Raw genomic sequence first — 14,621 nt, 5'->3', positions numbered from 1 at the left:
CCGCTGGCCAGCCGGCCCCTCCCGCCCCCGCCCGCCCGGTGACGCTGGTGGTGGGCGGCGACGTGACGGTGGGCTACCACTACGAGGAGTACTTCGATGATCAGGTGGCCAAGGGGAGGACGCGCGAGGAGATGTTCGCGTACGGCTTCCGCGAGGTGATGCCCATCGTGGACTCCGGCGACCTGTTCGTCGTGAACCTGGAGTGCCCGTACACGGACAGCACGGTGAAGCTGCCCAAGAACTTCAACTTCCGCGCGCGGCCGGAGCTGGTGAACGTGCTCACCGCGGGCCGCGTGGGCGTGGTGAGCCTGGCCAACAACCACATGATGGACTACGGCGCGCAGGGGCTCCTGGACACCCTCACCGCCCTGGAGGCCGCGCGCATCCCCTATTTCGGCGCCGGCCGCACCCTGGCGGAGGCGCGCCGCCCGGCCGTGCTCACCGTGGGGGGCCTGAAGGTCGCGTTCCTGGGCTACTTCTTCCTGGGCACGCGCAACATCGAGCCCCGGGAGGTCTACGCCACGGACACCACGCCGGGCGTGGCCGGGCACTTCTCCGACGTGGAGGTGATGGAGCGGATGCTGCGCGAGGACATCGCGGCGGCCAGGGCCCAGGCGGACCTGGTGCTCCCCTTCTTCCACTGGGGCATCGAGGGCAACACCACCCCGGAGCCGTACCAGGTGCGCCTGGCGCACGCGGCCATCGACGCGGGGGCGGCGGGGGTGTTGGGCAGCCACCCGCACGTGCTCCAGTCCATGGAGCTGTACCAGGGCAAGCCGGTGCTCTACTCGCTGGGCAACTTCGTGTTCGGCGGGAACTGGAACCCCCGGGACAAGCGCAGCGTCCTGTGGCGGGCGCGCTTCGACTCCACGGGTTATGTGTCCAGTGACGTGCTGCCCCTCAGGACCGACCGCTACCCCGAGTTCCCCGTCCAGCCGGTGCCCGTCACGGGTGCCGAGGCCGAAGGGGTGATGACGCTGCTGCGCACCGCGTCGCAGGGGACGCAGGGGCTGGAGCGGATGCTCCCGGCGTTGGAGACGGTGGAAGCCGGGGGAGCAGGGAGCCAGCCGCCCCCCTCCTCCAGTGTGAGAGGGGGGCAGTAGCTGCCGGGACTACTTGTTGTTGCGCTGGCCGCGCTTGAAGCGCGTGCGGCGGCGCTTCAGCTGCGCCTTCCGGGTCTTGGCGCGGTTCTTCAGCTTCTTCTTGGAACGATTCCCCTTCTGTGCGGCCATGTGGAAGGACTCCGTGTTGAGCGTGATTCAAGCCGCACCGGGCGGCGACGGGGGCCGTTCTTACATGCCGCTGCCCATACGGCCAAGGTTTTCCTTGACGCCCTCGGCCCTTGCCACGGGGCGCCCAACGGGGCAAGACGCCCCGGGAACCACGCATGATTGACAAACTGGAAGAGGTCGAGCGCCGCTTCGAGCGGCTCACGGCCGACCTGTCGAACCCCGATATCCTCGCCGACACGGCGAAGCTCCAGAAGGTGTCCAAGGAGCGCGCCGGGCTGGAGAAGCTCGTGGAGACGTTCCGCGGCTACCGCAAGGTGCTGGCGGACCTGTCGGAGGTGGAGTCGTGGCTGTCCAGCTCCGACCCCGACGAGAAGGCCTACGCCAAGGAGTCCCTGCCGGGCCTCAAGGAGCAGCGCGAGGAGCAGGAAGCCGCGCTGAAGATCCTCCTGCTGCCCAAGGATCCCAATGACGAGAAGAACGTCATCCTGGAGATCCGCGCGGGCGCGGGCGGCGACGAGGCGGCCCTCTTCGCCGAAGAGGTCATGCAGATGTACCTGCGCTACGCGGACCGCAAGGGCTGGAAGGCGGACATCCTGGACATGAGCGCGGGCAACGCGGGCGGCGTGAAGGACGCCACGGTGACGCTCTCCGGGGACGCCGTGTTCAGCCAGCTCAAGTACGAGTCCGGCGTCCACCGCGTCCAGCGCGTGCCGGCCACGGAGACGCAGGGGCGCATCCACACCTCCACCATCACCGTGTCGGTGATGCCGGAGGCGGAGGACGTGGACGTGCAGATCAACCCCGCGGACATCGAGATGCAGGTGATGCGCTCCACGGGCGCCGGTGGCCAGAGCGTCAACACCACGGACTCCGCGGTGCGCCTCATCCACAAGCCGTCCGGCATCGTGGTGAAGTGCCAGCAGGAGAAGAGCCAGGGGAAGAACCGCGCCATGGCCCTGCGCATGCTGCGCGCGAAGCTCTACGACATGGAGCAGGAGCGCATCCGCAACGAGCGCGACTCCATGCGCCGCGGCCAGGTGGGCACGGGCGACCGCAGCGAGAAGATCCGCACCTACAACTTCCCGCAGGACCGGCTCACCGACCACCGCATCGGGCTCACCGTGCACAACCTGCCGGCCATCATGGTGGGCAACGTGGACGAGGTGATCACCGCCTGCCGCACCCACTACCAGGCCGAAGCCCTCAAGGCGCAGACGGGTGGCGGGCGGCCCGCCAGCGAAGCATGAGCGACGTCTGGACCATCCGCCGGCTCCTCACCTGGACGACGGGGCACTTCGAGAAGCGCGGGGTGGACGCGCCCCGGCTCACGACGGAAATCCTCCTGGCGCACGTGCTCAAGACGGGCCGGGTGCGCCTGTACGTGGACCTGGACCGGCCGCTGTCCAAGGACGAGCTGGCCGCCTTCAAGGCGCTCATCGAGCGCAGGCTCGCGGGCGAGCCCACGAACTACCTGACGGGCACGAAGGAGTTCTACAACCGCCCGTTCAAGGTGGACGCGCGCGTGCTCATCCCCCGGCCGGAGACGGAGCTGCTGGTGGAGGCGGTGCTGCACGCGGTGCCCAGGGACGCGCCCTCCCGCGTGCTGGACGTGTGCACGGGCTCCGGCTGCATCGCCATCAGCGTGGCGGCGGAGCGGCCCCAGGCGACGGTGCTGGCCACGGACCTGTCCAGGGACGCGTGCGCGCTGGCGCGTGAGAACGCGCAGGCCCTGGGCGTCTCCGAGCGCGTGAGCGTGCTGGAGGGCGACCTGTTCTCTCCCCTGCCCCCGGACGCGACGTTCCGGGTGGTGGTGTCGAATCCGCCGTACATCGATTCAGGCGACATCGCCGGGCTGTCCGCCGAGGTGCGGCGCGAGCCCCGGCTGGCGCTGGACGGCGGGCCGGACGGGCTGGTGGCGCTCCGGCGGGTGATTCAGGGCGCCCGCCGGGTGCTGGAGCCTGGCGGACTGCTTGCATTGGAGATGGGTGAGACCCAGGGCAGCGCCGTCCTGGAGCTCCTGCGGGCGGCGGGGTACTCGGACGCGCGCGTGGAGAAGGACCTGGAGCGGCGTGAACGCATGGCGTTCGGGACACAGCCCGCGGCCTGACGGCCACGGGACGCGCGGCCCGGCAGCCGCACGCAAAGAAGGTACGTAAAAGACATGGACAAGATCGTCATGAAGGGCGGCACCGCGCTGCACGGCGAGGTGGAGGTCTCCGGCGCGAAGAACGCGGCGCTGCCCATCCTGGCCTCCGCGCTGCTCGCGGACGGCACCACCACCTTCCGCAACGTGCCGGACCTGGCGGACGTGGCCACGATGCTGGAGGTGCTCCGCACGATGGGCTGCGAGGCCGAGCGGCTCACCGGCAGGAAGGCGGACACCTGTGAAATCAGCATCGCGGGGGACATCACCCCGGAGGCCCCCTACGACCTGGTGAAGACCATGCGCGCCAGCGTCCTGGTGCTGGGGCCGCTCGTGGCGAGATTCGGCCGGGCGCGCGTGTCCATGCCGGGCGGGTGCGCCATTGGCGCGCGTCCCATCGATCAGCACTTGAAGGGCCTCAAGGCGCTGGGCGCGGACATCCACCTGACGGAAGGCTACGTGGAGGCCCGGGCGAAGCAGCTCAAGGGCGGCATGGTCAACTTCGACGTCATCACCGTCACCGGCACGGAGAACGTGATGATGGCGGCGGTGCTCGCGAAGGGCCGCACGGTGATGGAGAACTGCGCGCGCGAGCCAGAGGTGGAGGAGCTGGCGCGGGTCCTCAACAAGATGGGCGCGAAGGTGGAGGGGGCGGGCACGTCCGTCATCACCATCGAGGGCGTGGAGTCCCTGAACCCGGTGGAGCACGCCATCCTCCCGGACCGCATCGAGGCGGGCACGCTGCTGGTGGCCGCGGCCATCAGCGGGGGCAACGTGCTGGTGAAGCACGCGCGCCCGGAGCACCTGGACGCGGTCATCGACAAGCTGCGCGAGGCGGGCTGCACCATCACCGTGGAGGGCGGGGGCCTGCGCTGCAAGGCGCCCAGGTCGCTCAAGTCGGTGAACATCACCACCACGGAGCACCCGGGCTTCCCCACGGACATGCAGGCGCAGTTGATGGCGCTGATGACGGTGAGCCACGGCACGTCCGTCATCTCCGAGAACATCTTCGAGAACCGCTTCATGCACGTGCCGGAGCTGCACCGGCTGGGCGCGGACATCACCATCCAGGGGCACACTGCGGTGGTGAAGGGCGTGAAGGGGCTCAGCGGGGCGCCGGTGATGGCCACCGACCTGCGCGCCAGCGCGTCGCTCATCCTGGCCGGCCTGCGGGCCGACGGGCAGACCGAGGTCAGCCGCGTCTACCACCTGGACCGCGGGTACGAGCGGCTGGAGCGCAAACTGCGGGGCCTGGGGGCGGACATCCGGAGGGTGAAGCAGCGGGCCTGAGCACCGACCTGAGCCCCAGGGGGCCGGCTGAAGGCACGTTGCCAACAGAAGCCGCCGCACGGGTTGCATCCCAATTTTTGGGCGACCTATCATTCTCCATTCACTGGGGAGCACTCTGGGCTCCCCCTTTCAGGAGAACGAGCCGCCCCATGAATTGCCCCGGTTGCAGCGTCGAGATGACTGATCTCGAAGGAGATCACGACGAGACGTTGCGGAAGTGTGGAGATTGCGGAGGCCTGTGGACCGATGTTTCGGACCTGCGCCGCATCCTCCTTCACAACAACCTGCCCGGTCTGGAGCAACTGGGGGGCAAGGTCGACGCGGAGGCCCTGACAGGGCAGTGCCCGGACTGCCAGGTGGACTTCGTGCGCATCGACGGTGGGGACCGGAATCACCCCCTGCACTACGACACCTGCGAGTCGTGCGGAGGCATCTTCCTGGAGTCGGAGTTCGCGGACGCCACGGACGTGAAGGCCGCCGAGCAGGAGATCGTCACCTTCTTCCGCAACTTCGACGCGAAGCGGAAGGCCAAGGCCGCCATCTAGGCCCCAGGCTCCAGGCCCGGTGGGCGCCCGGTCCTTCCAGGCGCCCGGTTGTGCTCAAGGCTGGCCGCGGAAGGTGCTCCCCCACTCCTCGGGGAGCGTCCCGTCCAGCGACAGCGCGGCGGCCGCCTTCGGCCCCTCGCCAGGAGAGGTCCGCTCGAAGCGCGCCGTCACCTTGCCCTTCTTGGGGATGTCCAGCGTCACCTTGTTGCCGGACACCGTGTAGGTGCCGCTGACGACGGTGGTGGGCTCGGGCGTCTCCAGGGGCTCCAGCGAGAAGCGCCAGGTGCCGTCCACGAAGAAGGACAGGAAGCGCTCCGGGGCGCCTTCATGGCCGCCGAACCAGGTGCCCACGAGCGGCGCCACGCGCGCGTCGTACTTGTACCGGGTGGCGAGCGCGGGGCCGTTGAGGGGCTTTCCGCCCGAGTAGAGGACCAGGTCGGTGAGGCACACCGGGCTGTCCTCCTTCGCGCCGGGGAAGCGGTCCGCCACCTCCAGGATGAAGCGCGCGCCGAAGAGCGGCTGGGACAGGGGCACGGCCTGCAGGCCGCGCTTGTCCTGCACGGTGACGCTGCGGGACGCGTCCACGCTGGTGAGGGTGAACTTGCGCACGCGGCCGTTGGCCTTGAAGGCGTCGCGGGACGTGCCGTCGCCCGTGTAGACGCGCACCTCGTCCAGGGTGACGGGCTCCTTGAAGCCGATGAAGACGTGGGAGGGCTTCTCCCCTTCCGCGCACCAGACGGTGGTGTCCCGGCCGTCCAGGAGGTTGAGGGGCACGTAGTGGTCCGGGCGCGCCTCCTTCTCCAGCCAGGCCTCCGCCTGGGCATAGCCGGGCGCGGCGGGCGCGGCGGCGAGGACGGTCGGAGAGACGAGCAGCAGGCAGGCCAGGGACAGGCGTCGCATGGGGCGCATCTTGGATCGTCCCTGCCCCGTCGCTCCAGTCCGGGTGTGCACCTTCCGTCACCATCGGACCTGGCGTTGTGCAGGTGACGTCAGGGGGCGCGGATGAAAGCGGCCCGCCGGGGGTTGGGGGTGCTTGACACCCGGACACGCCCAGGCCGACAAGGCGGACCGACCGAGGAGGAAGACGTGATGCGACGTTGGGGCTGGGTCTGTGTCCTGGGGCTGATGGGGGTGGCCTCCTGCAAGAAGGACGTGCCGGAGGAAGCGCCGGACGCGGGCGTGGAGGAGACGGGCCCCGCCGCCCTCACGGAGAAGGAACCCAACGAGCGGCCCGACCAGGCGCTGGCCATCACCCGCGACAGCGTGGTGACGGGCGGCCTGGCGGCGGAGCCCAACAAGCTGGACGAGGACTGGTACCGGCTGGCGCCGGGCACCCCGCGCATCGCGGACGTGACGGTGACGGGCCTGCCGGGCGGGGACGTGAAGCTGGACGTCTACGACCAGGACCGCAACCGGCTGGTGGGCGTGAACAGCGAGGGCGAGGGCAAGGGGGAGCGCCTCCCGAACCTCTACGTGGAGAAGGAGCGCTGGCTGGTGGTGTCGCCCGCGCGCAAGGGCACGGGCGGGGCGTACACGCTGGAGGTGAAGTACCGCCAGCCCAACGACGGCGAGGAGCGCGAGCCCAACGACCGCGCCGTGGACGCCGCCGCGCTGCCGCTGGGGCAGACGGTGACGGCGTTCCTGGGGCACTCCGGCGACGAGGACTGGTACCGGGTGGAGCTGCCCGCGCCCGCCATGCCCGAGGGTGAAGTCCCCGCGGTCCAGGACAGCGGAGCACCGGCTCCAGGTGCGGCGCCCGAGGCCCTGGGTGCGCCGGCTCCAGGTTCGACGCCCGCGGCCGTGCCGCCGCCGTCCGTGCCGGACGAGACGCCGGTCATCGACGACACCGCGGCGCCCTCCCCCGAGGGCACGTTCGGAGGCGGAGAGCCGCCCGCCCCGCCGCCCGAGGGGGCGATGCCCACGGCGCCCGGGGAGCTGGGCGGGGCGCTGGCGGCGCAGGCGGTGGACGCGGGCCTGCCGCCTCCCGAGCCGGAGATTCCGTCGGTGGCGCTGAAGATCGAGCTGTCCGCCGTGGAGGGCGTGCGGCCGGAGATTTCGGTGCTGTCCGCCGCGGAGGCGCCGCTCTTCACCCTGCAGGGCAAGGAGGGCGAGCCGCTCGCGCTGCGCAACATCGGCGTGAGGGCCACGGACCGGGTGGTCTACGTGGTGGTGAAGGGCGGCTGGACGGGGACGGGCAAGGCGCAGCGGCGCACGTACAACGCGCAGGTGCCCTACACGCTGACGGTGTCCCAGGAGGAGGCGGGGGCGCACGCGGAGCTGGAGCCCAACGACGAGCTGCTCAAGGCCACGCCGCTGACGGGCGCGGGCTACCGCGAGGGCTTCCTGTCGCCCAAGTCGGACGTGGACCACTACGTGCTGACGACGCGCGAGCCGGTGCTGGCGAAGGTGGAGCTGTCGGGCGTGGACCGGCTGGATTTGACGCTGTCGATGGTGGAGCCGCCGCAGGGTGACGGGCAGAAGGAGACGGTGCTGCTCAAGGCCAACGACGGCGCCATCAAGGAGCCGGAGCGGCTGAACAACGTGGCGTGCAACGGCACCTGCTACTTCCGGGTGGAGGGGTCGTTCCGGAAGGTGAACGGCAAGTTCGTGAAGGACTTCGAGAACGCGGACCAGCCCTACCGCATCAGCGTGACGACGGTGCCAGACAACGGCAGCGAGGAGCGCGAGCCCAACAACACCGCCGACCGCGCGCAGGACCTGACGTTGGGCAAGGCGGTGCGCGGCACGGTGTACCCGGCGAAGGACGTGGACTACTTCCGGGTGGACCTGTCCGACCGGCCGGTGCGCACGGCCATCACCGCGACGCTGCTGGGCATCCTGAAGGTGGACGTGGGGCTGTACCTGCACCGCGTGCAGCCGGACGGGAAGCTGACGCTCGTGCAGACGTCCGACCGCGCCAAGGGTGACCTGCCGGAAACCATCCGCTACAGCGCGGAGCCGGGCGTCTACGTCTTCGAGGTCCGCGACGCGAGGAACCGCGAGGCGAACTTTCAGGACTCGTACCAGCTCACCGTCGAGGAGGGCGAATAGCCGGAGGGTTCGCGATGAAGCTGTTGTGGTGTTGGAGATGCCAGCAGGAGGTGCCGATGCTGGACGAGGTGGAGTTCGAGGAGGTGTCGAACCTCTACCGCGCCGCCTTCCGTTCGTCGGAGCCCACCATGGAGGCGCGCTTTGCTCCCGTCAGCCAGGCCTATGAGCGGCTGACGGGACAGGCGGGCTGCCATCCGAACGTGGTCATTCACCACCGCATCGCGCAGTACGGACCGCCGTGCACGGCCTGCGGCAAACCGCTGCGCACTCCCGAGGCCCGGTACTGCGCCGCCTGCGGAAAGGTTCGCCAGACACCGGGCGATTCTTCCCGTTGACAAGGCAGGGCCCCGCCCCTACTTTGGGTCCCGCTTCACGCAGCGCCTGCGGTGGTAGCTCAGTTGGTAGAGCACGAGCTTCCCAAGCTCGGGGTCGAGGGTTCGAATCCCTTCCGCCGCTCTGAAGAGACACAGGCCGGTGGTTCCTTCGCGGAACCACCGGCCTTCGTGTTTCCGGGCCACCCTCCCGCCGTTAGATGCCGGCGCATGTCCAGCCACTTCCAGCCGACCGACAGCGCCCGCGCCAACGAACTGCTCGCCGACCTGTTGGAGACGCCCTTCGAGGACGACGCGGAGGAGCTCCACTTCGCGCTGCGCGAAGGCGACCTGGAGCTCGACGGCGACTTCGCGCTGGAGGCCAACGAGGTCCTCATCATCGCAGGGAATCTGACGGTGAAGGGCTGCCTGTCGGATGCGTTCCAGAACGAGGATGACGGCTCCAAGCTCTACGTGCTGGGCGACCTGCACGCACGCGACCTGGTCTGCGGCTCGGAGCTCCGGGTGACGGGCAACCTGACCGTGGCGAACGTCCTGTATGCCAACTCGTTCGACATGGACACGCTGAGCGTGGGCGGACGGCTGAGCGCCAGGGTCTTCATCGAGGAAGGCCACCAGGTGGAGTTCAAGTCGCTCGCGGTCGACACGCTCATCACGGACGACGAGACCTGGCGCGAGGTGGTGCCGGAGGCCGTCGTCGGCGACTTCGCGTCGGTGCTCCCGGACCACCTGCTCGGACAGGAGGGCCGGTTCATCTTGAGCGAAGCGCTGCACCGGGACCTGCTCACGGGCAGGCCCGTCCTGCGCTGAGAACAAGAGCCGTCCCGGTTGACCCGGGATGGGTCACGCGAGTCCGTGCACGTGTCGGGCAGGCGCTGGATGGGGCCGCACTGAAGGGCAGCTACACTGCCCGGCAGTGAACGTTGCCGTCCCTCCCCTGGGCCCTCCGCCATGTACGACACCGAGATCAACGACGCGCTGAACGAAGTGACGACGTTCATGGGGACGGCGGTCATCCAGGGCGCGCCCCCGCATGTGAACGCCGTCAAGCCGTTCATCAAGGACGCCCTCAAGCAGGTCGTGAGCCAGCTGGCGGGCGTGCTCAAGCTGGCGGGGTTCCAGAGCCTGACGGGCACCCTGCTGGCGAACAACTTCCTCCACCGCACGGCCATGGACCTCTACGGCCCCTGCTCCGCCGCCGCCGGGCTGTCCGCGCGCAGGGAGTGGGGCGCGGTGGACAACGCCTGGAACCTGCGCCCGCTCAGCTTCGCCTGGAGCCTGGGCCGCAACGCGCTGGGGACGGTGAAGACGCTCTCGGAGACTCCGGCGGATCGCGTCTGGCGGATCATCCAGGACCTGGTGCGGGCCCACGTGGACTTCGGCGCCTCGCTGGTGAGCCGCATCATGGGGGACCGCGCCCTGCTCCAGAGCGCCTTCGGCATCACCGGGGGGCTCGCCGACGTGAACGTCACCGGCAGCGATCCCCACCACGCCGGCCACCGCGTCGCGCTGCTGCGGTTCTCCTGCGGAGGGCGGGTCGTCTACAAGCCGTCGGACCTCACCTTCCAGTTGCTGCTCATGGGCGACCCCCAGTCGTACCAAATCTGCCGCACGCACTACCCCGCCCTGCTGCCGTACACCGACAGCCTCTTCACCACGCTCGACGCGGACCTCCCGGCCATCCGCATCGTCGCGTTTCCGCACGCGCGGGGTGAGTACGGCTACATGCAGATGGTGGCGAAGACGCGGCAGATCGCCCTGGTGGATCAGCCCACGTACTTCCGGAAGCTGGGCCGGCTCATCACGGTGTCCGCGGTGTTCGGCATCACCGACCTGCATCACGAGAACGTGATGGCCACCGCGCAGGGTCCCCACCTCATCGACGCGGAGATGGGCTTCAACTACCCCGCGGGGCCGCTCGACAACCCCATCGCCCACGCGGCGCTGTCCCAGGTGCTCCGCATCGCCCCGCCGCCGCACAGCATGGTGGGCGGCGTCTTCACCACCGACCTCTACCGGGGACAGTGGCAGGCCAGCAACGTGTCCGCGCCCTACGATCAGACGGAGGTCAACGCGGGCTTCAGCACCGCGCCCCACGGCCCCTGGGTCCAGGCCTCCGCGTACCCGAACGAAATCCTGGCCGGCATCCGCGAGGAGGTGGACCGCATCGTCACCGCCCTCAACACGGGCCGGGTGGACGCCTGGCTCAACCAGTTCCAGAACGTCGCCCCCATGGCGCGCGTGCTCCTGATGACGACGGACATGTGCCGCGCGCACGCGGAGGGCATGACCCAGAACATGAACGGCACCCTGAGCACGGAGGCCCACGCCATCGGCCAGGGGCTGTTCGACTGGCTGACGTGGTACGGCGGCCAGCACAACGCGGTCCCCGGGGCCCTGTTTGAGCCCCACCACCGCCAGCACTTCTTCACGCCCCTGCGCGCCCAGGGCGTCACCTACGTCGCGGCGACCGCGCAGGGCGTGACGGTGGCGAACCTCACGGAGGTGCGCAACAAGCTGAACCCGCTGCGGGGCACCATGGGCCGGCCGCAGCTGAAGCAGCGGCTGCGCACGGCGCTGGAGACGACGCTCGGGTGTGGCGCGCTGCTCTGACGGGACACGGGCGCCTTGACTGAACGGGCATTCAGCCACACCCTGGAAGGGTGAAGGCCCGCCCTGTCGACAATCCGCCCAACCCCTGGGCGAGCACCGCGGTGGAGTACCTGGACGAGATTCCCCCCGCGCGTCTGGAAGTCTGGGAGGACCACAGCCGCTCCATCATCGCGAGCAACGACAGCCCCGACGTGTGCTTCTCCTGGAGCGTCAACCCGTACCGGGGCTGCCTCCACGCCTGCGCCTACTGCTACGCGCGCCCCACGCACCAGTACCTGGACTTCGGCGCGGGCACCGACTTCGAGACGCGCCTCGTCGTCAAACCCAACGCCCCGGAGCTCTTGCGCGAGGCCTTCGACCGTCCGTCATGGAAGGGGGAGACGGTCGTCTTCAGCGGCGTCACGGACTGCTACCAGCCCCTGGAGGCGTCGCTCCGGCTCACCCGCCAGTGCCTGGAGGTCTGCGCCGAGTACCGCAACCCCGTGGGCATCGTGACCAAGGGCGTGCTGATTGAGCGCGACCTGGACGTGCTCCAGCGGCTTGCCGCCGAGACGAAGCTGTTCGTGAGCATCAGCCTCCCCTTCCACAACGAGGAGCTGGCGCGCGCCATGGAGCCGCTCGTCGCCACGCCCAAGCGGCGCCTGGCCACCATCCGCAAGCTCACGGAGGCCGGCATCGACGTGGCCGTGTCCGTGGCCCCCATCATCCCCGGCCTCAACGACGAGGACATCGCGCGCGTGCTCACCACCGCGCGTGAAGCCGGCGCCACGCGCGCGCACTACACGCTCTTGCGGCTTCCCGGCCCCGTGCAGGCCGTCTTCGAGGAGCGCCTGCGCGCGAAGCTGCCCCTGAGAGCGGACCGGGTGCTGCACCGCATCCGCGAGACGCGCGGCGGGGAGCTCACCGACAGCCGCTTCAAGCACCGCATGCGCGGCGAAGGGCTCTACGCGCAGACCATCCACCAGCTCTTCGCGACGGCGGCGCGCAAGGTGGGCATGCGCGCGTCGTCCATCACGGAGGCCGCGCCGGACACCTTCCGGCGCCCCGCGCGGCCCTCCACCTCACCCCAGCTGTCGCTCTTCTAGGCAGCGAAGGGCGCGACAGCCGGGACCGCTATTTCCGGATGGCTTGCAGGATGGACAGCAGGATGACGGCGCCCACCGTGGCCACCAGCAGCGAGTACAGGTTGAAGCCTGTCACGCCCCGGCCACCGAAGAAGCTGAACACCCAGCCGCCCAGCATGGCACCCACGATGCCGGCGAAGATGTTCGCGAACATCCCCATCCGGGCGTTGGTGCCCTTGATGATGCTGGCCAGCCAGCCCGCGATACCGCCCAACACCAGCCACGAGCAGATTCCCATGCCGTCCTCCAAGTAGGGCCGAAGCCTTACCAGACCTCACAGCGGTTCGCAGCGGGCGCCACCATCGGCGACCCCGCCGGGCAGGAGAAGGCCTGCTGGAACTGCGGCAGGTTCACGTCCGGCCCCTTCACGCGCAGGAACGCCGGCGAGTGCGAATCCGTCAGCGCCCGCTGCCGCGCAGCCTCATTACGAATCTTCGAGCACCACGATTGCGCGTGCGCGAGGAAGAACTGCTGCCCCGGCGTGAAGCGGTACGAATTCGCCTTCGTTGCCTGGTCCGGGTGCTTGGCCAGGTAAGCCTCCATGGCCGCGTACGCCAGCTTGAGGCCGCCCAGGTCCGCCACGTTCTCGCCCAGGGTGAGCTTGCCGTTCACCTTCACGTCGTCCACGGCGGTGTACCCGTCGTACTGGTTCCTCACGCACGACACGCGCTCGCGGAAGGCCTTGTCCGACGCCGGGGTCCACCACGTGCGCAGGTTGCCGTCCGCGTCGAACTGGCGGCCCTCGTCGTCGAAGCCGTGGGTGATTTCGTGGCCCACCACCATGCCCATGGCGCCGAAGTTCACCGCCGCGGACGCGTCCCGCCCGAAGAACGGCGGCTGGAGGATGCCCGCCGGGAAGACAATCTCGTTGGTGGCCGCGTTGTAGTAGGCGTTCACCGTGGGCGGCGACATGAACCACTCCTGCCGGTCCACCGGCTGGCCCACCTTGCGCAGCTGGCGCGCCTGTTCGAAGGCGTCCGCCGCCAGCAGGTTGTCCAGGAACGAGTCGCGCGTCACCGTCAGCCCGTCGTAGGTGCGCCACTGGTCCGGGTAGCCGATCTTGTTGGTGATCTTCTTCACCTTCACCAGCGCCTGCGCCTTCGTCTCCGCGTCCATCCAGGACAGCGTGTCCAGGTTGCGCTCGAAGGACTGTTCAATCTGCTGGACCATGTCCAGCGTGGTGGCCTTGCCGTCCGCGCCGAAGGTGCGCGCGATGAAGGGCTTGGCCAGCGCGTGCGGCAGCGCGTCGTCCGTGGCGTCCACGCACTTCTTCCAGCGCGCCAGGTCCGCCTTGGCGCCGGTGAGCACCGAGGACTCGAAGCGGAAGAACTCGTCGCGCAGCGCCTTGGGCAGCGCCGTCTGCACGCCCTTCACCAGGTGGTAGGAGAGGTACGGCCCCATGTCCGTCGGGCGCTGCTGACGCACCAGCGCGGACACCTCCGAGAAGAACTTCGGCTCCGTCACGTTGAGCGCTTCACCCGGCGGCAGCCCCACCTGCGCGAAGTACGTGTCCCACTGGAAGGCGGGCGCCAGCTTCTTCAGGCCCTGGCGCTCCAGGCGGTGGTAGACCTTCTCCGGCTCGCGGCGGTCCTCCTTGGGCAGCCGCGCGTTGGCCAGGCGCGTCTCGATGGCGAGGATGCCAATGGCCTTGCGGCTGGCCACGAAGGGCGCGTCGCCCAGCAGCTCGAACACCTTCTGCACGTGCGCCTGGTAGGCGTTGCGCGCCTCGCGCATCTTCACGTCGGGCTTGAGGTAGTAGTCGCGGTCCGGCAGGCCCAGGCCTCCGGCGTCCACCACGGCGATGACCTGCGTGGCGTCCTTCTGGTCCTGATCCGAGCCCACGCGGAACAGCGCGTTCACGTCGCGCGCGTGCAGCCAGGCCACCGCGCCGGCCACCGCCTGCGGGCTCTTCAGGCCGTTGAGCTTCGCCAGGTGCGTGCGCAGCGCGGGCAGCGACTGCTCCAGCTTCGCCTCGTCCATGCAGGAGCCGTAGAAGTCCCCCAGCTTCTTGTCTTCCGGGGTGACCTCGCCCTTGCCTTCCGCGGCCTGGGTGAGGATGTCGCGCAGCACGGTCTGGTTGCGCTCGGCCACGGTCTCGAAGCCGCGGCTCCAGCGCGCGCGCTCGGCGGGGATCTCCGTGGCCTTCAGCCAGCCGCCACACGCGTACTGGTAGAAGTCGTCACAGGGGTTCACGGACGGGTCCATCACCGCGGCGTCCAGGCCCGGGGGCATGGGGCGCTCGGACATGGGCCTGTCTCTTATACACTTCGGACGCTGCCGACGATCGCATA

At 69.6% G+C, this 14,621-nt stretch carries 13 protein-coding genes and 1 tRNA gene; 11 read left to right on the top strand and 3 right to left on the bottom strand.

All coding sequences use genetic code 11. The annotated features are described in order from the left end of the window. The 5 genes from D7W82_RS32710 to D7W82_RS32690 form a co-directional block, all read left to right on the top strand. Positions 1 to 1,103 (top strand): CapA family protein (locus D7W82_RS32710; RefSeq protein ID WP_147439683.1); only part of this gene is annotated, 1,103 nt, incomplete at its 5' end. Positions 1,104 to 1,387: 284 nt separating this feature from the next. Beyond that, the gene (gene prfA, locus D7W82_RS32705) at positions 1,388 to 2,479 is read left to right on the top strand and encodes a peptide chain release factor 1 (protein ID WP_120564111.1); all 1,092 of its coding nucleotides are present in this window, start codon (positions 1,388 to 1,390) and stop codon (positions 2,477 to 2,479) included. Further along, positions 2,476 to 3,339 carry a peptide chain release factor N(5)-glutamine methyltransferase gene (gene prmC, locus D7W82_RS32700; protein ID WP_120622066.1) on the top strand — a complete coding sequence of 288 codons (864 nt, stop codon included), beginning with the start codon at positions 2,476 to 2,478 and terminating at the stop codon, positions 3,337 to 3,339. The genes prfA and prmC overlap by 4 nt, the downstream gene beginning before the upstream one ends. 54 nt (positions 3,340 to 3,393) lie before the next feature. Continuing rightward, positions 3,394 to 4,665 carry a UDP-N-acetylglucosamine 1-carboxyvinyltransferase gene (gene murA, locus D7W82_RS32695; protein ID WP_120622065.1) on the top strand — a complete coding sequence of 424 codons (1,272 nt, stop codon included), beginning with the start codon at positions 3,394 to 3,396 and terminating at the stop codon, positions 4,663 to 4,665. A 149-nt stretch (positions 4,666 to 4,814) separates the two neighbouring features. Next, positions 4,815 to 5,210, top strand: a complete 396-nt coding sequence (locus D7W82_RS32690) for a zf-TFIIB domain-containing protein (protein WP_120622064.1) — start codon at positions 4,815 to 4,817, stop codon at positions 5,208 to 5,210. Positions 5,211 to 5,264: 54 nt separating this feature from the next. On the opposite strand, the gene D7W82_RS32685 is transcribed toward D7W82_RS32690, so the two are convergent. Next, entirely contained in the window at positions 5,265 to 6,110 is an 846-nt protein-coding gene (locus D7W82_RS32685; RefSeq protein WP_233588073.1) for a discoidin domain-containing protein, read from the bottom strand. Between the two features lie 189 nt (positions 6,111 to 6,299). Between D7W82_RS32685 and D7W82_RS32680 the strand changes: the two genes are divergently transcribed. The 6 genes from D7W82_RS32680 (at position 6,300) to D7W82_RS32655 (ending at position 12,291) form a co-directional block, all read left to right on the top strand. Beyond that, entirely contained in the window at positions 6,300 to 8,261 is a 1,962-nt protein-coding gene (locus tag D7W82_RS32680; RefSeq protein ID WP_120622062.1) for an ABC transporter substrate-binding protein, read from the top strand. 56 nt (positions 8,262 to 8,317) lie between these two features. After that, positions 8,318 to 8,596: a hypothetical protein gene (locus D7W82_RS32675; RefSeq protein ID WP_199727897.1), complete on the top strand. Its 279-nt coding sequence runs from the start codon at positions 8,318 to 8,320 to the stop codon at positions 8,594 to 8,596. 48 nt (positions 8,597 to 8,644) lie between these two features. Further along, positions 8,645 to 8,717, top strand: a tRNA-Gly gene (locus D7W82_RS32670). 86 nt (positions 8,718 to 8,803) lie between these two features. Beyond that, the gene (locus tag D7W82_RS32665) at positions 8,804 to 9,403 is read left to right on the top strand and encodes a hypothetical protein (protein ID WP_120622060.1); all 600 of its coding nucleotides are present in this window, start codon (positions 8,804 to 8,806) and stop codon (positions 9,401 to 9,403) included. Between the two features lie 141 nt (positions 9,404 to 9,544). Continuing rightward, positions 9,545 to 11,206: a DUF4135 domain-containing protein gene (locus D7W82_RS32660; RefSeq protein ID WP_120622059.1), complete on the top strand. Its 1,662-nt coding sequence runs from the start codon at positions 9,545 to 9,547 to the stop codon at positions 11,204 to 11,206. Positions 11,207 to 11,256: 50 nt separating this feature from the next. Beyond that, positions 11,257 to 12,291, top strand: a complete 1,035-nt coding sequence (locus tag D7W82_RS32655; RefSeq protein ID WP_120622058.1) for a PA0069 family radical SAM protein — start codon at positions 11,257 to 11,259, stop codon at positions 12,289 to 12,291. A gap of 28 nt (positions 12,292 to 12,319) precedes the next feature. On the opposite strand, the gene D7W82_RS32650 is transcribed toward D7W82_RS32655, so the two are convergent. Together D7W82_RS32650 and D7W82_RS32645 are read right to left on the bottom strand one after the other, a co-directional pair. Further along, the gene (locus tag D7W82_RS32650; RefSeq protein WP_120564099.1) at positions 12,320 to 12,568 is read right to left on the bottom strand and encodes a GlsB/YeaQ/YmgE family stress response membrane protein; all 249 of its coding nucleotides are present in this window, start codon (positions 12,566 to 12,568) and stop codon (positions 12,320 to 12,322) included. Positions 12,569 to 12,594: 26 nt separating this feature from the next. Continuing rightward, positions 12,595 to 14,577 (bottom strand): M13 family metallopeptidase, encoded by a 1,983-nt coding sequence (locus D7W82_RS32645; RefSeq protein WP_233588072.1) that lies wholly within the window; start codon positions 14,575 to 14,577, stop codon positions 12,595 to 12,597. Positions 14,578 to 14,621: the final 44 nt, after the last annotated feature.

It is taken from the genome of Corallococcus sp. CA049B (genome assembly GCF_003611685.1).
Lineage (GTDB): Bacteria > Myxococcota > Myxococcia > Myxococcales > Myxococcaceae > Corallococcus > Corallococcus coralloides.
This window is presented reverse-complemented; position numbering and strand designations above follow the sequence as displayed.

Bases quoted from the DNA above. Each gene is read 5' to 3' on its own strand.
- prfA (WP_120564111.1), top strand. From the start codon at position 1,388: ATGATTGACAAACTGGAAGAGGTCGAGCGCCGCTTCGAGCGGCTCACG.
- prmC (WP_120622066.1), top strand. From the start codon at position 2,476: ATGAGCGACGTCTGGACCATCCGCCGGCTCCTCACCTGGACGACGGGG.
- murA (WP_120622065.1), top strand. From the start codon at position 3,394: ATGGACAAGATCGTCATGAAGGGCGGCACCGCGCTGCACGGCGAGGTG.
- D7W82_RS32690 (WP_120622064.1), top strand. From the start codon at position 4,815: ATGAATTGCCCCGGTTGCAGCGTCGAGATGACTGATCTCGAAGGAGAT.
- D7W82_RS32685 (WP_233588073.1), bottom strand. From the start codon at position 6,110: ATGCGACGCCTGTCCCTGGCCTGCCTGCTGCTCGTCTCTCCGACCGTC.
- D7W82_RS32680 (WP_120622062.1), top strand. From the start codon at position 6,300: ATGCGACGTTGGGGCTGGGTCTGTGTCCTGGGGCTGATGGGGGTGGCC.
- D7W82_RS32675 (WP_199727897.1), top strand. From the start codon at position 8,318: ATGCTGGACGAGGTGGAGTTCGAGGAGGTGTCGAACCTCTACCGCGCC.
- D7W82_RS32665 (WP_120622060.1), top strand. From the start codon at position 8,804: ATGTCCAGCCACTTCCAGCCGACCGACAGCGCCCGCGCCAACGAACTG.
- D7W82_RS32660 (WP_120622059.1), top strand. From the start codon at position 9,545: ATGTACGACACCGAGATCAACGACGCGCTGAACGAAGTGACGACGTTC.
- D7W82_RS32650 (WP_120564099.1), bottom strand. From the start codon at position 12,568: ATGGGAATCTGCTCGTGGCTGGTGTTGGGCGGTATCGCGGGCTGGCTG.
- D7W82_RS32645 (WP_233588072.1), bottom strand. From the start codon at position 14,577: ATGTCCGAGCGCCCCATGCCCCCGGGCCTGGACGCCGCGGTGATGGAC.